This window comes from Intrasporangium oryzae NRRL B-24470, assembly GCF_000576595.1.
Taxonomy (GTDB): Bacteria; Actinomycetota; Actinomycetes; order Actinomycetales; family Dermatophilaceae; genus Intrasporangium_C; species Intrasporangium_C oryzae.
Window position 1 is genome coordinate 1 of the sequence record NZ_AWSA01000066.1, and the last position, 19,973, is coordinate 19,973.

General features: G+C 67.6%; 17 protein-coding genes and 1 pseudogene. 11 read left to right on the forward strand and 7 right to left on the reverse strand.

All coding sequences use genetic code 11. The features are described 5' to 3' along the window. Positions 1 to 176: 176 nt before the first annotated feature. Complete coding sequence (locus N865_RS19470; RefSeq protein WP_157557788.1) at positions 177 to 2,114, reverse strand: hypothetical protein; 1,938 nt, start codon at positions 2,112 to 2,114, stop codon at positions 177 to 179. 527 nt (positions 2,115 to 2,641) lie between these two features. Here N865_RS19470 and N865_RS23955 point away from each other — a divergent pair. The 10 genes and pseudogenes from N865_RS23955 to N865_RS22875 all read left to right on the forward strand — a co-directional run. Further along, positions 2,642 to 2,815 (forward strand): annotated as a pseudogene (locus tag N865_RS23955) (DUF2510 domain-containing protein); the annotation flags it as partial. A gap of 27 nt (positions 2,816 to 2,842) precedes the next feature. Then, entirely contained in the window at positions 2,843 to 3,421 is a 579-nt protein-coding gene (locus tag N865_RS23850) for a hypothetical protein (protein WP_322786075.1), read from the forward strand. Continuing rightward, positions 3,418 to 4,065, forward strand: coding sequence for a GmrSD restriction endonuclease domain-containing protein (locus tag N865_RS19475; RefSeq protein ID WP_322786074.1), 648 nt, complete (start codon positions 3,418 to 3,420; stop codon positions 4,063 to 4,065). Before N865_RS23850 ends, N865_RS19475 begins: the two co-directional genes overlap by 4 nt. A gap of 478 nt (positions 4,066 to 4,543) precedes the next feature. Then, positions 4,544 to 5,146, forward strand: coding sequence for a hypothetical protein (locus N865_RS19480; protein WP_034809712.1), 603 nt, complete (start codon positions 4,544 to 4,546; stop codon positions 5,144 to 5,146). 50 nt (positions 5,147 to 5,196) lie between these two features. Beyond that, positions 5,197 to 5,742: a hypothetical protein gene (locus N865_RS22870; protein ID WP_157557789.1), complete on the forward strand. Its 546-nt coding sequence runs from the start codon at positions 5,197 to 5,199 to the stop codon at positions 5,740 to 5,742. 675 nt (positions 5,743 to 6,417) lie between these two features. After that, positions 6,418 to 6,705: a hypothetical protein gene (locus N865_RS19490; protein WP_034809716.1), complete on the forward strand. Its 288-nt coding sequence runs from the start codon at positions 6,418 to 6,420 to the stop codon at positions 6,703 to 6,705. A 124-nt stretch (positions 6,706 to 6,829) separates the two neighbouring features. Then, on the forward strand, positions 6,830 to 7,081 hold the full coding sequence (locus N865_RS19495) for a hypothetical protein (protein WP_034809719.1): 252 nt from the start codon (positions 6,830 to 6,832) through the stop codon (positions 7,079 to 7,081). A gap of 558 nt (positions 7,082 to 7,639) precedes the next feature. Then, positions 7,640 to 8,998: a DEAD/DEAH box helicase gene (locus N865_RS19500; protein ID WP_034809721.1), complete on the forward strand. Its 1,359-nt coding sequence runs from the start codon at positions 7,640 to 7,642 to the stop codon at positions 8,996 to 8,998. 408 nt (positions 8,999 to 9,406) lie between these two features. After that, positions 9,407 to 10,333: an AAA family ATPase gene (locus N865_RS19505; protein ID WP_034809724.1), complete on the forward strand. Its 927-nt coding sequence runs from the start codon at positions 9,407 to 9,409 to the stop codon at positions 10,331 to 10,333. Positions 10,334 to 11,349: 1,016 nt separating this feature from the next. Further along, positions 11,350 to 11,499: a hypothetical protein gene (locus N865_RS22875; RefSeq protein WP_157557790.1), complete on the forward strand. Its 150-nt coding sequence runs from the start codon at positions 11,350 to 11,352 to the stop codon at positions 11,497 to 11,499. Positions 11,500 to 11,735: 236 nt separating this feature from the next. Here the strand turns inward: N865_RS22875 and N865_RS19510 are convergent, their stop codons facing one another. Further along, positions 11,736 to 12,800, reverse strand: coding sequence for a hypothetical protein (locus tag N865_RS19510; RefSeq protein WP_034809726.1), 1,065 nt, complete (start codon positions 12,798 to 12,800; stop codon positions 11,736 to 11,738). 545 nt (positions 12,801 to 13,345) lie between these two features. Here N865_RS19510 and N865_RS19515 point away from each other — a divergent pair. Continuing rightward, positions 13,346 to 13,909: a hypothetical protein gene (locus tag N865_RS19515; protein ID WP_034809728.1), complete on the forward strand. Its 564-nt coding sequence runs from the start codon at positions 13,346 to 13,348 to the stop codon at positions 13,907 to 13,909. Between the two features lie 651 nt (positions 13,910 to 14,560). Here the strand turns inward: N865_RS19515 and N865_RS19520 are convergent. From N865_RS19520 to N865_RS19540, 5 genes are all read right to left on the reverse strand, one after another. Further along, complete coding sequence (locus tag N865_RS19520) at positions 14,561 to 15,550, reverse strand: hypothetical protein (protein WP_034809731.1); 990 nt, start codon at positions 15,548 to 15,550, stop codon at positions 14,561 to 14,563. Between the two features lie 706 nt (positions 15,551 to 16,256). Next, on the reverse strand, positions 16,257 to 16,880 hold the full coding sequence (locus tag N865_RS19525) for a recombinase family protein (protein WP_051511110.1): 624 nt from the start codon (positions 16,878 to 16,880) through the stop codon (positions 16,257 to 16,259). Positions 16,881 to 17,010: 130 nt separating this feature from the next. Further along, positions 17,011 to 17,298 carry a hypothetical protein gene (locus N865_RS19530; protein WP_034809734.1) on the reverse strand — a complete coding sequence of 96 codons (288 nt, stop codon included), beginning with the start codon at positions 17,296 to 17,298 and terminating at the stop codon, positions 17,011 to 17,013. Between the two features lie 70 nt (positions 17,299 to 17,368). After that, positions 17,369 to 18,295: a hypothetical protein gene (locus N865_RS19535; RefSeq protein WP_034809737.1), complete on the reverse strand. Its 927-nt coding sequence runs from the start codon at positions 18,293 to 18,295 to the stop codon at positions 17,369 to 17,371. Between the two features lie 158 nt (positions 18,296 to 18,453). Beyond that, the gene (locus N865_RS19540; protein ID WP_034809740.1) at positions 18,454 to 19,575 is read right to left on the reverse strand and encodes a DUF4192 domain-containing protein; all 1,122 of its coding nucleotides are present in this window, start codon (positions 19,573 to 19,575) and stop codon (positions 18,454 to 18,456) included. Positions 19,576 to 19,973: the final 398 nt, after the last annotated feature.

Genomic DNA, 19,973 nt, shown 5'->3' on the forward strand with positions numbered 1-19,973 from the left:
GCCCAGCCCATGCTTGATTCCGAAGAGCCGCTAAAGGACGGCCCGCTCGCCCACGCACCCGCCGAGGCGACGAGTGGAGAGCGCTTCACCAAAGCGACCATCGAACTGACGGCCGGGTGCGGTCAACACCTGACGCAGACCCGTGCGTCAGCGCCGGAGCCTGACTGGGACGTATGTCAGGTCACTTGGGTGAACCGATACGTGATCTCGTACAGGCTGTCCTGATCGGGGCAGTCGTACTCTCGGACTTCGTGATACTCGTTCGGCAGCTTGACGGGCGGAACGGTCTGGTTGACCCTGACGATGATGCCTTCCGCCGACGTGGAGCTCGTCGGGTCGGGTGCAGGCGTGTTTGAACTGGTCAGGGTGGCTAGGTCGTTGATGGAGAGCGCGATCTTGTCCCGGATGATCGGATCGGCCGGCGCCCACCAAGCGATCAGCAGGTCGATTCCTGCTAGCAGAAGCAGGCCGATGCCTTCGAGGATGGCCTTCATCGCCGAGAACTTCTTGAGCAGGTCCAAGCCTGCGCCCCCGACTGCCGCGCTGATGTAGGGCAGTTGATCCTTTACGAGGTCCAGGAAGTTCTCCCAGATGCTTGTGATCTGAGCGTCATACGCGTGCTGACTGTCGATCTCGTCCCCGAGGACCACCAGTAGCATCCCAAGGATCGGCTTATCGGGCGCGAACACCTTACGTGTGATGTCGCGTCTGGTGCCGGAATCGAAATCGACGTTCTGGATATCCTTGAATGACTGGTCCTGGGCAGGTGTGCGTTTGCTCGGGTCCGCGGGGTCGGGGAAATCCACCAGTTGCAGGCTCGTATCGAATGCATAGGCCGTCGTATGGAGCCCCACCTCGTCCGACCCCCACCAAGCGGGCGAAGTTTCCTTGCGTGCGAGGATGGACTCCGTGACAATCTCAAACCGCGTCGTCGGGGCCGGCAGGACGTTCAGGAACTGAGCGTTCGAGAGGAGTTCGACGCCGAACACGCCGATGCCGGTGATATTCGGGACAACGACCTGGAACTGGTATGAACCAGGCGCTAGGTCGTTCGGCACGCTGAAGGCCAGACGGTCGTGGACGCGACAGTCGTTGACCAGCTGGTGCTGTCCGTTTGAGTTGTCCTCGGTGACGGGCGTGTCGATGTCGCCCCACACGTGCGCGTCGACGTCGCGGACCGCGGCGCCGGTCAGCCTGTCGCTGAAGCGCACCTTGGCGTCAGTGCTGAAGTAGTTGACACCTTCTAGGATGACACCGTCACCGTAGGCGACGTTCAACACTCGCTCGCAGGCCGTCACCGGGCCAGGGAGGGAGTTTCCAGGACAGTCCGTCGTGCGGACCTGGCAGACCACCTGCGGCTGCCCGTCCAAGACCTCAACGGCGCAGTCATGCTCGATTTCCGCGGGCGTGTAATCGTCGGGTGGCGGAATGAAGAAGCCGGTGCGTAGATCGTTGATCCGGCAGATGCGCACCTGATTGAAGTAGTCCTCCGGGGGAGGTTCGTAGACGCGTATGCGGCCGGGGCGCTCCTGATCAAGGCCCATCGGATCACCGAAAACCTGCACGCCGATTCGTTGGACGATTTCTCGACCAAGCGCTTTCGTCAGGGCCGCCTCGTTCAGCGGCTCACTGGGATCGCCGAGGAGCGATTGGTCGACCAGACGACCGCGTAGCGCGGGCGGTGTGGCATCGAACGAGCCGAGTGCACACGTCAATGTGTCACGCGAGATCTTTGCGAAGGTGACAAAGGCGGAGGCTTCCAGCGGATTCGCGGGGCCCAGGTCGAGCAAGAACCGGCGCATCATGTGGATTACACCCGCGGCGATCGAACTCGGCACGGCGATGCCGACCGCCAGACTGCCCAGCTTCTGCTCGCGGCTCAGCTTGTGTTTGGCGCCCGCCGTGACCGGGATGCATGTCGCCGCGGCAGGAGGGGCACAGGCTTGGCATTCGGCCTGGCGAACCGGATCCGGCGGAGCGCAGTTGTAGATGTTCACATCACCGCGGCTGTCGATATGAATGTCAACGGCGCAGTTGCAGGCCACATGGTCGTCGCCGCCCTGCGGGGTGCGGCTGCTCGCGGCGCCTGTTCCACAGCATTGTTTGGTGTGCATGATCGCCCCTCTCGAGTCCACGACGCGCACGCATGTTGCGCATCAACGAAGTGGGCCCGTCAGGTTCGCGCAGGCCCCGTTCCGACTCGTCCCGCTTTGTGCCGACAAGGGACGTTGGCCGTTTCAGCATCTCTTAGTTTGGGTGTCAGCGCCAGAGGCCTCCAGGCATGGCCGGCCGCCCTTGGGCTCGGTCGGGACACCGGGACGAGGTTGGCGCCGAGTACGGGCCCAGGTATTGGACGCGGCGTGCGAGGTGTGAACCACTCCTCAACCCGCGGGTGAGCTTGCGCGGGAGAACTGGGGGAGGGGAGGGGTCTGCAAGCACTACCAGCGACCCGTGCGGCACAGGACGTGGTGGACGACTAGGTCGCGCCTCAGGGGCGTCGCGGGGATCGGTCACGGGCCTGGTCAACGTGCTTGGACGCGCGAGTGCGCGGCCGCGTCCGGTGAGAATGCGTTGCTGATGGGCGTCGGTCAGAGGGCGTCTGCGCGTGACGATGCGGACAACCTCCCGAAACCACCACGAAATGTCACCGGTGCGCACTAGCCTCCGCAGGTGCGTGTCCCACTGGAACATTCCCGCGAGAAGGCCGATCGATGAGCGCACCAGCCCCTGCGGCAGGGTGGTACCCCACCCCGAGGGCAACCAGCGGTACTGGGACGGAACCCAGTGGACCGAACACGTCGTGCCCGACCCCACCAACCAGGGAGCGCTAGCGTCTGTCGGGGTGGGAGAGCAGCCCGCAAACCCCACGAAGCCGGACATCGCGCGGCTCGGTCCGGCGGGCTGGCTCGGGTGGGGCGGTCTCGTTCTCACGGCGCTGCTCGGGGCTGCCAGCTCCGGCGTGGGCGGCTTCTTCGGCATGGCCGCCACGTACGTCCTGAGCGTGGGCATCATCGCCCTGGTCCGCGGCCACGTCCACTGGGCCCACCTTCGCGGCCGCGCCGCGGGCGGCGTCGCGCTCGGTGCCGCCTTCGCGCTGTTCATGGTCGCCGCCGCGACAGCGGGACCAACGCCGCCCGCACCGGTCACGACGGCAGACGCATCCTCGTCGACGATCCCAACCCCGACAACAACGAGCGCACCGTCAACCACGGCCACGAACACGACCACCGCGCCGGCCGCGACGACGTCGACTGTCAGCCAGGACGCCGCGGACGGGACCGCGCTGGCCGCTCTGGCGCAGCTCCCAATCAAGGGCCGAGCCCCGAAGACTGGGTACACCCGCGCCGAGTTCGGACAGGCCTGGGCGGACGTGAACCGCAACGGCTGCGACACCGCAACGACATCCTGCGCCGGGACCTGAAGGACTTCACCCTCAAGGCCGGCACCAACGGCTGCCTCGTACTCTCCGGCACCCTCACGAGCCCGTACACAGGCACGAAGATCTCCTTCGTCAGGGGCCAGAGCACTTCTGCGGCTGTGCAGATCGACCACGTGGTCGCGCTCTCCGACGCCTGGCAGAAGGGGGCCCAGCAGCTGAGCCTCACGGCGCGGCCGGCGTTCGCGAACGACCCGCTGAACCTACTCGCCGTCGACGGCCCCACGAACGAGGCCAAGGGCGACGGAGACGCCGCCACGTGGCTGCCGCCCAAGAAGAGTTACCGCTGCGCGTACGTCGCGCGACAAGTCGCCGTCAAGGACAAGTACCGCCTCTGGGTCACCCCAGCCGAGCATGACGCGATCGCGCGCATCCTCCAGTCCTGCCCCAACCAGAAACTGCCCACCTCGAAAGCCATCCCGCTCGGCGGCGGCACGGTCAAGACCGCCACTGCCACCCCGAAGCCCATGAGCTCGCCGCAACCCACCAAGTCCTCCACCGGGCTGGATCCAAGGTTCGACACCTGCAAGGCCGCCAAGGCGGCCGGCTACGGCCCGTACTACGCCGGCAAGGACCCCGAGTACGACTGGTATCGCGACGCAGACGGCGACGGCATCGTCTGCGAGTAGCGCGAGCACCCCCGGAAAGTCGAACCTTCCCGACCAACTCGACACTGTTCGCCGACGCGATCGCGGTCATAACCAATCGCGAGACCCGAGGGCGGCGTGCAGCATGACCGCACAACTTCTTCGGCGCCTGGGGTCTCGGGATCGCGGGTGGCGCGGTGGGGGAGCCGAACCGCCGCCGTTGCTGAAGCGAGGAAGACGGGCCCATGCCGGACGATCCGGTCTAGGGGCAATGGCCGCCTCGGTCTGGGGTCCTCCGATTCCCTCGCACAAGGCAGAAAGCGGGCGACCTCGGGGCCGGCTCCTCTGCCGCCCGTGATCTCTGCGGCGTTGGCGCTGAGGCGGCTCATGGCGGTCAGCCACGAACGTGGCTTTGCCAACCCGAACCGGTACACGCGGCCCACGCGAGGCAATACCTCCGAAGGCTGACATTCATTCCGATTCGCACCTCCCGCGCCGGCACGACGCTTACCGTGGAGCGATGAACTGGTTGACCGACCGGATCGCACAGATGGGTTTCGAGTTTGATGCTCTCGACCGTAGTGCAGAGCGACTCGACGATTCATCGGTGGACATGGTCTCCATGCCCAACCTAGTCGAGGGCCTTGGCTCCAGAGTCGACGGACCGGGGCTGGAGGAGCTATACGCCACACGTGCGTGCGTCTTCATCGAGAGGGCTGCCCCAGCCACATTCCGATTTGACGCAGCGACACCCACCACACAGGCACCGAGCGCGTACACGTTGGCGATCTGGGACGCTGCCAGGCGAGGTGTCCTCTACATCCCCGAGACCCCCGAGAACCCCGAACTCGATTCAAGCCTCCAGTTATTCGTCCCACGTCCGGATGGCCGCATCGGCCGCATCGGCCGCATCCAAACATACGGCCGTTTCGAAGGGAACGACGCGTACATCGAGCGCGTGGAGCGCGTGGCGCCTGGTCCCTGCTCTGACGGGCCATGCACGGACTGGGGCATGGGTTGCGGCAACGGCTGCCGGTGCGAGAAGTTCGAAGCGCCCCAAGCCCACGCATTTTCTCTCCCCGACAGGACCGATTTGCGCGTCTACGGACTGGCCTGCCGGTGATCCTGAGCCCAACCCCCACCTGCCCCGACAGCGCGACCCAGGCGGCCTGGGTGGCCGCCGTCGGCACATGGGCCGTCGGCATCATGGCCTTCTGGATCGCCTACGTGCAGTACCGCAACGCCCAGTTCCGACCGGCGGTCTCCGCCTTCAGGGAAGCAAGTGGCCGGGTCATGATCAGGATCGTCAACCAGGGCTCTGGGGCCGGCATCGTGCAGGACGTCAACCTGCTCACGCCGCGACACCTGGCCCCGGCGACCAATGCCGAGCTCGTGTATTACGACTGGGAGATCGACAAGCAGAAATCCGACGTTCACCCCCTACCCTTCCCACTCGAGGGCGGCGGCTCCGCTGACCTGTTCCTCATCGTGAACCCAGGCGACAAATCCCTTCACGACTTTCCCCTGGACGCTGTGCGCATCCGGGTCGACTACGGCTCGGGAAAGGACTCGGGCTGTATCGCCATGAGGACGGTCCGATTCCGGCTCTACGGCACGACAAGAATCCCCACCCTGAACCTCTCACGAGTCCGCAGCGCAGGCAGCAGTCCCGCTGCCAGACGCGCCCGCAGCCGGCGCGCCCGTAGCGACGGATCGTGACCATCAACGTCGTCGGTCGCGAGCCGATCGGCCCATGCGCCAACGCCCCCACGCTTCGGCACCGCGGCGGGACTGATGCATACACTGCAAGGCGCGCATCAGCCGCGGAGACCCGTGGTCACGGTCGGGCGGGTGGGCCGCTGCCACCGCGATGGTCGATGCCCGGCCAGCTAGGGACCGTTGCCCCTGTCACTCGGGGCGATGGCTGACTCCAACCTGCCTCCATGGTGCCTCACCGGCGGAGGGCATCCGACCTGACTCGCTGCCGCCGATGTAGGCCGGCCATCCCAATCGCGCACGCGAAGGGCTGGCTGAAGCTACGAGAACAGCACTGAGGTGCCGGGACTTGACAGCGTCGGCTCCTTAGCCCTTAAGGTTTGGGTCCTGACAGTAAACCGCCTCACGGCGGGTCGGCTTCACCCCGGCACCAGTTTTCCGCCAGACTCTCGTCGCAGTGGGCAGCGACATAACACCGCAGAAACTGCGGCGTACCGAGTCTCAAGGAGAGTGCCCTCAATGTCTGCTTCCAGCCGTTTCCGCCCCGCCGGTGGAGTGTCGCCAGCTAGCGCGGCCCACCGCTTGCGCGCTCCCAGGGACCGCGATCGCGATGACAGCCCGATGGCGGCTCGTGCATTCAAGTTCGGAAGTGCTTCTACCGGCGGAACCTCCAATCCCGTGGACCCGCGCACGGTCACGGCCCCCAGAGCGGAGATCCGCTGCCCGCGAGGCCACCGGATCGGTGTCGCCGACAACAACTTCTTCTACTTCGGGAGTGACCCGATCCCGTTGACCGCCTCGGACTCCTTCGACACCTGGTGTCGCCGATGCGGGCGGCGTCTGGACCCGATGTGGCACGTCAAGATCCCGGAGCTCAAGAAGCTTCTCAACGAAAGGGAAGCCGCAGGCGCGCGCCGCCCCGTGAAGATCAAGATCGCCGAGGTGAGTCAGCCGCGACCGTTCTGACGGATCGCCTCACCTTTTCGATCGCATCCGTCGTTGTGCGGGATCGTCTCTGCCCCGGCACCAGCAATGAGCCAGACCCCATCGCACCGGGCGCGCGAGTCACTGCTATCACTCAGGACTGAGCGTGCCCATATTCCAGTCACGATCCCGGCTCGGCAATGCGGTCAAGAAGGCGACGAGGCAAGGCGTCGACCCGGCCACCGACCCCGACGTTGCCGACGCACGCCGCTGCCTCGTTGAGGACCAGATCACCGACTATGTGAAGAAGGTCGTCGACGGCGCCCCACCCTTGACCCCGGACCAGCTCGCCCGGCTCCAGGCACTCTTCACGACCGAACACTCGTCCGATGGAAGCGCCCGCGGCCGGGACCGGTGAGCGACACTGCGGCGCCGCCGCCTTGTGGTCCCTGCCTGGCCACTCGGCCCGTCAACCAGCCAGCGGTCAACGAGTAGTGCATACCGATCGACCCGATCAACGCCTGCCGGTGGCCCGCAAGGCATCCGCCGAAGGGCCACAGCGCCATTCTGCCCCCGGGTTTCCCTGCGCGGCATCGACCGCTCACCCGACAAGGGGGCCTGAGCGGGCTCGCTGCATCGTGGCCCATCTTGCGGTCAGCCGCGACCTCGGCCCACTCGTTCGGGCACCCCGGCCTCGCTCAGGCAGAGGGGGAGCAGGGGCGTCACGCGTGTCGCCCTCGAGGGGGCCGAGGCAACGCCGGACGGCGCCGGCCTGCGCCCGTCCAGCCGAGCCGCTGAGGCGGCGCACCTGTCGCTGACGACGTTGCGGAAGCCAGCGGGAGAGCCTCTGCCGGTCGTTGCGTCCGGTAAAGCCGACTCAGGTTTCCCGGCTGGCGACTGCCCGTGTGCCGGGCTCGGCCTACCAGTTGTCAATTCATGTCTTCTCCACGATCAACTCTTTTCGAAAGGGCATTCCATGAGCATGTTCCACGGGAACCTGCACCCCCATCAGGCGGCTGGCGTCGCCTTCCTCCAAGGGCACCCGAGCGCGCTGCTCGCGGACGAGCCTGGCCTCGGCAAGACTGTCCAGGCGGCCGCGGCCATCGGCGCGTTCTGGGATGAGGTCACATTCTCGGGCAGTCCGCGTCGGGTTCTCTATGTAACGACCGCATCGCTGGTGCAGCAGACACTGGAGGAGCTGCGTCGCTTCCTACCCGACCTGCGCGCTGCCGCTGCGCACTCCAACCGCGGCGAGCCAGACCATGGGGTGCCCCAAGTCCTGGTCGCCTCGCACGACTTCGTCCACCGATACCGCGATGACATTCTCGGCCACTCGCCGGTCTTGGTCGTCGTGGACGAGGCGAGTGCCCTGAAAGGCGGCGGCGTCAAGTTCGACGCAGTCCGCCGCGTCTGCCGCGACGCCGACCGTGTCGTCGTCATGACCGCGACCCCGCTGGAGACCAGCCCGGCCGAGTTGTGGCACATGGTCGAGCTAGCCGGACTCCGCGTGCTGGGTGACCTCGCCGACTTCGAGGAGACGTACTGCCACACGAGCTTCTTCCCGAACGGGACATCCCGGGTCGACGGGTGGAGGAGCGGCGCGCACGCCGCCAGAGCCATGAGTCTGATCCGCCCGTACTTCCTCCGGCGCACCGCGGACGAACTCGGGTTGCCGCTGCCACGCCGCGAGGATGTGCCCCTCACGTTCGTGCCCCTCACACCCCAGCAGCGGCTCGAGTACGACCGCGCAGGCAACAGCCGCGTACCCTTCACCCGGCACCGCAAGCGGCAGCGCGCAGCCCGGCACGCCAGCGACCGCTCCACCACGCTGTTCGACACCGCGGCGAGAATCGCAATGCGGGAGGCAGCGGCCGGGCACAAGGTCGTCGTCTACACCGAGATGCTCGAAGACCTCGACACCCTTCATCTAATCCTCGAGCGCCTTGGCGTACGACACGTAACGATCCGCGGAGCGAACGCCCTCGGGGAGCGGTCCGAGGCCCTCTCCCGCTTCCGCACGGACCCGCAGGTGCGCATCCTCCTCGGCTCGAAGGTCCTCGAGTACGGGCTCAATCTTCAGATCGCGGACACGCTTGTCAGCGTCTGCGTGAGCTACAACCCGGCGAGGGAGCAGCAGCGTGAGGGCCGCCTCCGCCGGATCTCCTCGCCTCATGACAGCTACCGGCACTTTGTCGTGGTGCCCGACACTCCACAGACCCGCAGGCAGCTGACAACACTCAAGCGCCGGGCAAACCAAGCCCGACTCGCACTCGACAGCACGGAAGAGCCGGTTCCACCCATCTCGAGGCCTCGCATAGTCCCACGTCTGTGGTGAACGTTTGTTACGGCGAAGCGCTCCACATCCGAAACGTCACGCACCGCAACCCGATCAGGAGAAGCCATGTCGAACCTCGTCACTCCCACGTCTTGGGAGCACCCCTCGAAAGACGACGCCAGGCCGCCGGGCAGCGCAGGGGCGAACGGTCCCGCCGCTGACACTGCGGAAAACCTGGGGACCAGCATGTCGGCTACAGAGGTTGCCGACAGACGAGCCCGGCACGCCGCCGAGCACCTCGAGCGGCAAGTCCGACGGTGCGTCGCAGCGGCAAGACAGGAACCGCTCTTCCTGCAAACCCAAGACCGAGAACAGATCGCCGACCGTGTCCGGCAGGCAGACCTCGACCGGACACTCGAGCGCGTCCTTAAGGAATCGCCCTCAGGCCGACGCCCCGTCGCTCCCGTCATGCTGCTCGAGCACCTCGAGGACGCTCCCGAGCACGACCGATTCCGGATCGAGCAGGTGATGCCGAGCGAGTCCAACACTCTCATCGTCGCGCAGCGCAAGGCGGGGAAGACCACTGTCTGCCTCAATCTGGCACGATCGCTTCTGCTTGGCGTCCCGTTCCTGGACGCCTTTCCGGTCCAGCAGGCCACAGGGACCGTGGCGTTCATCAATCTTGAGCTCTCGCCCGCGATGCTGCGTTCTTGGGCATCGGGGATGGGCATCCCAGGCAATCGGCTCGTCACGGTAAATGCCCGCGGGCTTGGGAACCCGCTGGAAACCCAGCAACGACGTTCGCAACTCGCCGACCAATTGCGGGAGTACCAGGTCGAAGCGGTCATTGTGGACCCATTCAGTGTCGCATTCCCCGGGGAAGACGCAAACAACTCCACCGAAGTACGCCGGTGGCTGTCCGACATCGAGGAGATGGCCCGTGGAGACCTTGGGATCAGCGACCTGATCATCACGGCGCACGCTGGGTGGAATGCCGACAGGCGGGCAAGGGGCGCCTCCGCCCTCGAGGACTGGCCGGACTCCATCATCCGCCTCGGCCTGGCTGGCAACTCACGGACATTCTCTGCCACCGGTCGCGACGTCTCCGTGCAAGAGACCAGCATGGGATTCGACCATCGGACGCGGGTTCTCAGGCTAACGCGGGAGTCCCCGACACGACTTGGCTCAACACCGAGTATTGACCCGCACATCGTCGAAGTTGTCCGTAGCTCGCCCGGAATCAGCACCAGCGCCATCGGCGCTGCTATGCGCACGCGGGGCGTCAATTTTCGGAATGGTGACGAGAATCGAGCCCTGCGACGCCTGGTCGAGGCGGGCGTGCTCCGGGTGACCATCGGTAGCAAGGGCTCCAAGCTGTACCACCCGGTCGACTGAATGGCGCCCCGGCCCCGCCCCCCCGCCCCTATAAGGGGGCGGGGGCCGGGGGCGCCACTCGCACTGGTCCCGGGGCTGCCGAGGGGCGACACCTCACCAGCTGGGCGGGCGGGCTCCGGGTGACCATCGGTAGCAAGGGCTCCAAGCTGTACCACCCGGTCGACTGAATGGCGCCCCGCCCCCGCCCCTATAAGGGGGCGGGGGCCGGGGGCGCCACTCGCACTGGTCCCGGGGCTGCCGAGGGGCGACACCTCACCAGCTGGGCGGTGCCGCCGTTGTGAAATCCCAAGTAGGGAAGCTACAGAGCCGGGCCGTGTAGCCGATCTCGTCGGCGAGGGATCAGGTGTAGGACACCGGATGGATCTGGCGGTCGCTGGCGTAGGCTCACCTTCGCGAGTTCTCCCAAGTGGTCGAGAAGAGAAGCCGTTGTCATGGCGTAGAGGGTCTCGCCGATGCCACCCAGGTAGTTCGCGCCCGGTCACGTTGAGGTGCGGTGTCAGCGTCCCCGGTCGCCCGGCCTGATCGAGAGGGCGAGCCCGGCAAACCTGCATGTGCGTCGTCGGTGATGAAAGGCCCCCTTTGTCGTGGGCCCATGTCGCTCCTGTCGCGACCCGTCAGCGCTCGGGAGACAGTGTGCCGTGCCATCAGACAAGCACCCGTCTGGCCATGCATGTCGTGGATCCGTCTTTCAGTACCGGAAATGGAAAAGGCCGTGTGGGCCCCTCCCGCCAGGAGGCGGGAGAGGCCCGTGGCTGAGGCGGGTGACGATGACGGAGCGCCCGGGACGCCGAGGGTCGTGGTGCCTCCGACGACTCATTCGCGCGCTGCCATTGGGGTGCCCCGGCACTGAGACTCCTCACCCGCCCGTCGTCCTGAAACGATGGTCGAACACGCGTTCGACTCTCGTTCATACTGGACGTATGGCGGGCGGCATGGGACAGGGAGTCGGAGTGCCGCTGCGTGACCGTCCGACGGTTGGCGCCGGTGTTTCGCAGGGGCCCCGGCGACACTGCTGGGTGGTTGGCGATGCCGTGCGCCATCCGGGACTCGTGCTGGCCTGGCAGCGACGCGGCACCGAGTGGTGGGCGCTGACCATCTTCTTCGTGGAGGCCGACGGTGAGGCGGTGACCCGCTGGGTGTCTGAGCGTGAGCTCGAGCCGGCGTAGGCGGCAAGCTGTTCGTTGCGGTTGGCACCCGCGAAGGCCGACCAGCCCGCCGGTGGCTGGCGGGCGCCACATGCCCGGCATCCCACCTTACTTGCTGGGCCGCGCAGCAAGTGGTGGTCCCCGGGGATCGCGGGGAGCAGGGGGCAGAGGATCGGGCCTAGAGAGCATCGGGCGCCGCCCAGAGGGTGAGTCCGGGCGACGCCTGTACTGGCCCCCTATCCGCGGGGGAGCGGTGGTCAGCTGGTGCAGGCTGCCGCGCTGGCGGTCTGGCCGTAACCGTTGACCATGAGGATGCGGTAGCAGGTACCGGATGGAACCGTGGAGTAGTCGGTCGCGGTGCCGTGTGTCCCGGTTCCGGCCAGGGCGGGGTACTGCGAGCCGACCTGGAGCCAGCTGGCGCCGGCGTCGGTGCTGCGTTGCAGGTAGTAGCCGGTCTCGTCGTTGGCTGTGTCGGTGAAGGTGACGGTGACGTAGGTGCTGTAGGACGTGGTCGTAAGGTTGGTCGCGGGTGAGGGCGGCCCGGGCGTGTAGTACGTGAAGCAACCGAGGGTCGTGTTCGGCCCTGCTACGCCGACGTTGAGGCCCACGGCGCACACGGTGTGGTTTCCCTTCGTTGAGCTGCCCGTCAGCACGGAGGTGGAGAAGCCGTGGTTGTCGCCGTAGCCCGGGTACTGGCTGTTCGTCGCGGACGTCGCGTTGGCGGTCAGGGTGGCCACCGTGCGGCTGCCGTCCTCGATGAGAGCGACCTGGATCGGCGCCGTGGTGTCCCAGTCGATGGCCCAGCCCCTCATCGTGTAGGCGGGCGGGTTCTTCGGGCAGTAGTAGGTGGTGCAGTAGGCACCCCCGGAGGCGGCACCCGCTGGGGTCGCGGGGGAGGGATGCGTGGTGACCTGGATCGTGGTTGCGCCGCCGTCAGTGCAGCCGTAGTCATTGCACGCGGTCGCGGAGACGGCGTAGGTGATCGCCGTGCCGGCCGGCGCATTGGGGTCGTTGAACGTCGTCGCGCCGGCGGGGAGGGGAAAGGTGTTCGACACCCCGTTGATGGTGCGGACGACGTGCTCCGTGTTGGTGGTGTCGGCGATGCTCCAGGTCAGCGAGACGGTCGTTTGGAGGACAGCGGTGGCCCTGAGCGCTGTGGGCGCGGCGGGTGCCGGAGGCGGCGGGTCCGAGAAGCAGTAGTCAGGCGGGTTCGATCCGGAGCACGGGCTCATTGCGGTGGCGGGCCCGGCCGAGGCGAGGATGCCGGCGAACAGGGCCGCGGTGAGTGTGGCCGCGGCGGCGAGTCGTCGCGTGAGGTGCATGGTGGTTTCCCTTCGCGGTGGTTTGGACGCTTGGGGGGTAAGTGGTCTATGGCCGGATACTGATACAGGTCGGGCCCGCTCGCGCGACGCCAGTTGGGGCGGTTGCGGCCCCAACCCCACGTGTCATCAGCGGCCGCGATCCTGGCCGCCGCGGTCGGCGTCGGCACCCGGCGGCGGTGTGGCATCGTTGCCCGCCCGGTGGCGTCATGGGCCCAAGGCGCGCTCACGAGTGAGGGGACGCTCGGCCTCCGTGGGGGGCGCCGCGTTTCAGTCCGGGCGCACGTGGTGGTGAAGCGCATTCCTGCGTGAGGCCGTCGGAGACGGTCCGTCAGACCACGCCTGTCCTGGGCGACACGAGCCTTGGGGACGTCGGCGATCAAGCCTTTGCGACGACGCGCGCGTTTTCGCTACTGCGGGCCGCCACCTTGGCCGTGATCTCCGTGATGGTCGGTGCGCCTTTAGGGGGGCGGATACCGTCTCCCGGGCGCGTCCGGAAATGACAAGATCTGCGGGACGAATCATCGCGACGGACGAAGGGGCACTCCTTGAGAGACATTCAGGTCTGCGCGTTCCACGGGGACGAGGGCGTGTTCGGGGAGGCGCTCAGGGACGAGGCTGGGTCGCTGAGGTACACGTGCACTCGGAAGCGAGGGCATCCGGTTGAGGGGCCGTACTCCTGGGTTCAGGTGCCGACCCCCGCAGGTGTTGAAGGGGTCTCCGGTCTCGCTGCCGAGTTGGGTTTGGATGAGGACTTGGTTGACGCCCTAGACGCATTTCGAGGGGCATGGGTGGAGTACGGAGTGTTGGAGCGCGAGTACGCCCGCCTGAGGCCAGAAACCTTCGGCTTGCTCGTCAAGAAGTACGGCCACACGGCTGTGGCAGCGAAGCGGTACACAGCGTCGGCCTTCCTCGGGCGAACGCTGGGGGAGCTCAGCAAGAGAGGTGCCATCCTCTGGCACGAAGGTCCGGCCACGGGTCGGTGGTCGTACAACTCCAGCATTTCCTGGTGGGCACTGCCGCCGGCGCCGGAGTGGTCCACAAGGTCCTCGTGGGCAGCGCTCGGGTGCGACGTGGAATACGTGCCCGGCCAGACGGAGATGGAGTCATGATCCTTCGGCGCTAGCCGCCCGTGCCAGCCTTGGCACGGGCGGTCAGCCCGGGCGGCTCCTACCTCAGATGCCGCTGGTCCGCGCTGCACCGGTCGCAGCCCGGGCAGGGCGGACAGGGCGGGGCTGGGTCACCCGGCACGGGCAGACTGTCGGCGTGCACCGGGTGCTTGCAGGTTGCGCATGAAGCCATATCTCACCTCCTCCTTCACCCCTTCGTTGGAGATACTCGACTTCCGACAGGAGCGAAGGGCGAACGGGGAGCGCGACAGCGTTAGGCCCGACGGTGATAAGAATCCCGCCGTCGAGTGGTGGGCTTTGAGGCGATACTCGATGCCTGGCCGTCCTGATCGGCCTGTCATGGATGTCTGTCACCTCCGGAACCGCTGAGGGCGGCAGCACGAGCGATTTCGCCTTGCGGTTCGGGGACCCGGGGTCGGAGCCCGGGAAGCCGGGTCGAGTCTGAGGGCGTCGTAAAGGGTCTGTCTAGCGACGCCGAGGTCTCTGTCGATACGAGCCTTGGGGATGCCGGATTGAGGTCGGCTCGGGCGGCCTCGACCTGTTCCGGGCTGAGCCGGCGGACCCGGCCCCGGTAGAGGGCCCGGGCCTTGGCGGCTCGGAGACTGTCGCGACGCTGCCCAGTTCTCTCCTACGTCACGGGGGGCCCTCTGTCTTGGCCAAGGCAACAGGCGGATGCTCAGCACCTGCATGATCATCGTCCGAAGATTCAGCGCCGCCTTGGCTTCGTTTCGCGTCCGAAACGCCGTCTCCGGGCCGGGATGGCTCAGGTGCATGGACCGGCGCCACGGCGACTTGCACCTGGTTTGGCGTCGGCGCAGGTTCCATATGCAAGGCCGCAAAGGGTATCTGGCTGCGCAGTGCGCGCGCACTGGCCACCAGAAAGGCAGCGAAGAGGAACCCGGACAAGACACCTGCGATCAGCATGGATCGATCCATCCAGTTGAATTCCTGATTGGTTGTGTGATCCGGCGCCAAGGCATACCCAACTACGGCAAGCCCCGCGGACGCGCCCGCCAGCCGGAGCGAGTTCTTCGTGAGGCGTTCGTTTCCCCCGGTCGGCTTCCCATCCGCTGAGTCATCATCCTCCTCCTCACCCTTCATTGGTGGCGAGGCGGTCTGCAGCCGCCAGAGCTTCCAGTTGCTAGCGAATAGAACGACGGCGGCCGCGACGCCAGCACAAGCTTCCCCCCACTGGGTTACTGCTTTGGGCAACGTGTCGGAGAGGTCGACAGCGCGAAGGGTGAAGAAAGCCACCTCGTATATGGCCAGAGGCGCCAGCAATGCGTATGCCCGCGCCACGAAAATCGTCAACTCGGCCCAGTCATGTGACGCGACAGCGACGATGCCCCAAAACATGCACAGTCCACCCATAGCGAGGAGCGTTACGGCGCACGCTGCAAGCGCCCAGGATTGAGCTAAGAAGACTTCTGCGCCAGTTGTCGAAAGATTGCCGCTTGCCACCGCGGCGCCGATCTCGTCTGGGTGGGGTTGACCGGCCAAACCGCCGAACACCACCGCGGCAATGATCAACAACACGATTCCCAGCACGAGGAACCGGAGGTGCTCAATGAGTACCCTCGCACGCATCCGCCCGGATGCGCCGAGGATAGTCAGGATGGTCATAGATAGTCCTGCGAGCACACCCGCGAGAGCAGCGTGTACCGCCGCTGCCGAGGGCACATCCCACTCAATACCGCTCAATTCGCACTCCCTGCAGTTCTGGCTCAGACGCCAACGCGCTGAGATGTTTTCGGGCGAGTTCGTTGGATCGGTCGGTCCTCGACTGCAGCCAGCGGCTCAACCTTGCCCTCGGGCAAAACATAGTCCGAACGATCGGATCCGGTATCCGATGAACTGCCCCCGCCTGCCGCGATGCCATGAACTAGGGCGTCGCTCCCGAATGGGGGCTTGCGCCGCAGTCCCGCGGCCTTCAGCTCGCGTTCGAAGCGTTCGAGTTCCCCCTCCAGGTGTGCCATGGTGCACGTCTACTGCTCCATGGGTTCCTCCGCACCTGGGCGTCGTCACCCATCGTGGGATGCAGACCTGTCCGTCGCACGAAACGCGTGTCGTACGCAGTCAACTCCATGGACCTCTCGACCTTTGTCGTCATACACGAATGCTGGCATCGCGCACGGGTCCATCAAAGGATCCGCCGAGGGCTGAGGCGTGTTGTCCGACAGGGTCCGGAAGGGCCATCCTGGCAAGGTCACCCTCTCCGCCGCCAATCCCATCGGCCATCCCAAGTGTGAGCCGCGGCCCTGCGACACCCGTGTCGACGACAACGCGCTGAGAAATGATGGCACGATCTGTTGGCCTGGCGCCTGTGAGTTCAACTTGCCGTCCGAGGCGCCGGGGTCGGTGGTGGGGGAGCGGGTTGCGGCTTGAGGGCGTCGTAGAGGGTCTGTCTGGCCACCCTGAGGTCTCTGGCGATGCGAGCTTTGGGGATGCCGGCCCTGATGTCGGCTCGCGCGGCCTCCACCTGTTCCCTGGTGAGACGCCGCGCTCGGCCCCGGTAGACGCCGCGGGCCTTGGCGGCTTCGATGCCTTCGCGTTGCCGGTCCCTGATCAGGGCGCGTTCAAGCTGGGCGAAGGCGCCCATGACCTGCAGCTGGAAGACGGCGAGGGGGTCGGCCCGGACGGCGGGCTGGAAGGTGAGCCCCTCCTTGAGGAAGCGCACCGTGATCCCGTCGCGGGTCAGCTGGATGACGAGCCGGTCCAGGTCGATGACGCTGCGGGCGAGGCGGTCCATGGAGGCCACGAGGAGGGTGTCCTCGTCGCGGGCGTGGGCGAGCAGGGCAGCCAGCGCGGGCCGGTCGGTGCTGGCGCCGGAGGCATGGTCGGTGAACCACCGCTCGGGCTCGCCCTTGAGTGCGTCGCGGATGGCCGCGTCCTGCCGGTCGGGGTTCTGCTCGGCCGTGGAGACACGGACGTAGGCGAGGACCTGTCCGGGCATGTCTACACCTCCCGTCGGAGGTGTCGATCAGCGCCGCACGGGACCCCAGCCGGACACTGCCCGTACGGACGGGGGAGTGTCTCGCTGGGGTCTACCTGCCTGGACACCCACGGCTGGGGAGGGCGGCTGGTCATAGTTGCTCGTCCTCCAGATCGAGGTCGGGGTCGATGTCGAGGTCGTCCTCGTCGTCGGGGGAGTAGGCCCACTGGTTCCGGGGCCGCGGGGTGGTGATGTGGGCGGGGCGGGTGAGGACGTCGACGACGCCTTCGATGGCTTTGACGCAGACGAGGACGACGTCGGCGAGGTCACGCACGGCTTGCAGGCCGGCGGTGCCGGCTTGGGGGGAGGTCTGTCGGAGGCGGTGGTAGGCGACGACGACCAGGGCCGCCGCGGCGGCGACGGCCAGGACGATGACCATGGGTTCTCCTCGGGGTGGCAGGCGGGAGGCCCGCCGGACTGCGGCAGGCCTCCCGCGAATGGGGTGTCGGTCAGCGGCGGGCGCGTTTGGCGTGGGCTTGGGCTTGCTGCTGGGCGCGGCGTTCGGCCCGGTTGCGCGGCTCGAACGCTGTGGTGTCGGCCTCGAGGCTGGTTGGCTCCTCCGCCTGCTCGGGTTCAGTTGGGACCGCGGTCAGGTTCGCCGCGAGCGTGCGGGCCTGGGCTTGCGGCGCGGACGCGGACGCGGCGTGCTGGGCCGCTCCTGTCGGTGATTCAGCGGTCGGACGGGTTGGGTGCAGCCCGGCGGTGACCTGCGGGATCAGGCTGGGGGCGAGCAGGAGTGGCAGGACGAGGAGCTCGACGGCCCACCGGATCGTGGAGGTGCCGAGGAGGCGGCCGAGGAGCCGGTGCACGACGGTGCTCTGGCTGGCCGGGCGGATGAGGGCGGCGAGCCGGGTCGCGCCCTGGAGGATGGTCTGGGTGAGCGGGTGCGTGGCGACTGCGGTGGCCAGCCGGTGGGCGGCCGTCCCGGCGCTGGCCAGGCCTCTCGCGGTCCTGGTGCCGGCGGGGCCGAGCCTGTCGAGCAGGGACCGGGTGTGCCGCCAGAGGGCCCTGGCCCCGGCGGTCGCCCGGGAGGTGAGCCACCGTGCCGCCCGGACGGTGGCCTCCCAGACGGTGGGGATGCTCAGGACCGCGGCTGCGGCCGGGATGGGTCCGACCGAGCCGACGAGCTCGCCGATGAGCTGGCCGAGGCTGCGCAGCCGGGCCCCGATCCGGGCCAGGGCAGGGCTCGTCCCGGCCAGTGCCAGGAGTCGCTGGGTGCGGCGCAGGACCCAGCCGGCCGCGCCGCGGGGCAGCGCGAGGAGGGTGTCGAGGGCGTGGCGGGCGATGCGCCTGAGCTGGAGCAGGAGGGCGAGGCGTTCCTGCCGGGGAGGTGCCGGGACGGCGTAGAGGCCCCGGTCGGTCGCTGCGGTGGACATGATGGATCTCCTTCTGGGTGGTGGCCTTCTCGGCCTTGGACCCGCAACTAATGCGGGCTGCCGGGTCCGGGCATGGGAAAGGCCCGCCGCGTCGTGCGGCAGGCCTGCAGGTCGTGGCTGGGTCTTGGCGGGGTTGACCGGTTTCCTCTACTGGAGGGTCACGGGTGGTCGGGTTGGATGCCTTCGTCGAGCATCAGCTGGATCAGCTGCGCGAGGCGGTAGCCGGGGTCGGCGCGCAGCGCCCGGGCGAGGGCGACGTTCGCGAGGGCGCCGTTGCCGTGCCACCACGCGTGTGCGGCGAGCACGGTCAATGCCGGGGCGGCGTGCGGGTCGGGCAGCAGGGTGGCCAGCCGGATGAGCCGGGACCGCAGCCGCAGCACCGTCGGTGCGGGGTCGGCAGTGGCGTCGGCCGTGGTGTTGGCAGTGGCGTCGGCCGTGGTGTTGGCAGTGGTGCTGTCTTGGGCGGCGCCGCCGATGGCGTGGGTGCCGGTTCCTCGGGTGCCGGGTGGGGGACCGAGCCGGGTCAGGACGCCGCGGACGTGCTCGGGTAGTTCGGGCAGCTCGAGGGTGCCGGGGGTCAGCCAGACGATGATCCCGTCCCGCAGGGCGACGTCCCGCAGGGTGCGGGCGGCCCAGGCCGCGTCCTGGACGGTGATGTCCGCCGGGTCTAGGCCTTGGTCTTGGCGCACGTCGAGGATCCTGGCCCAGAGCCCGCCGATGACCCGCGGCTGGGGTACCCGCCGGGGGCGGCTCAGCAGCAGGCCGACGACGCGGGCCTGGTCGGTGGGTTCGAGCAGCGCGGCGAGCGCGGCCCGGTCAGGCAGGGGCGCGATGCCCTGCCCGACGAACTCCGACGCGACGGCGAGGCCGGCCCTGCTCCGCCCGATGGGGGTGCCCTCGGGTGGGCAGCAGCCCGGGTCGGTGCAGTCGAGGGAGCGCCACCGGCCACCGGTGACCAGGAGCCGGTCGCGGATGCCGATCCCGGCCCCCTGCAGGGCGGCGGCGAAGGCATCGAGGACGGCGGCCGCGTGGCCGGGGGTGTCCCCGTAGCCGATCAGGATGACCTGGCCCGGGCGCTCGCGGCGCAGCGCCGGCATCAGCACCCGCGCGGCCCGTCCGGGCTCGCCCGGGTCGGGCAGGTCGATCCGGGAGGTGAGCCCGAGGCGGCCGTCCTTGAGAGCGACCACGACCAGGGATCGGGTCGGTTCGAAGCCGAGGAGGTAGGGGATGGCGGTGATCAGCTCGCCGGGGCTGCGCAGCCGCAACGTGGTCGTGCCCATGATGGTGTCCTTCCAGGTAGTGGCCCGGGTATCGGTGTCCGGGCATGAAAAAGGCCCGCCACCGGGGGTGACGAGCCTGTACCGCTGAGGGGGTTTCTCCAGTCCGCTGTTGGACGTGGTTATCCCGTTGCCTCGTGTACCCATTGTACCACCCAATCGCGCTGTCCCAGAGTGGAATTCGGAGAGGCCTAGGCCGGCGTGGCATCGATCGTTGGGGTGTCCCGGTCCGTACCTTGGAGACATCCACATTGCGACTCGACTGGCCGCCCGCTGCGCGCTGTGGTGGAACACTCCTCTTACTCGCCGCTGCGCTGGCGCGCACGCAAGAGGGAAGCCGCCAGGCGCGCCAAGCTCTACGAGCGCTTTTCCGGCTCTTCGTACCTGAGGTGGGTCTGAGC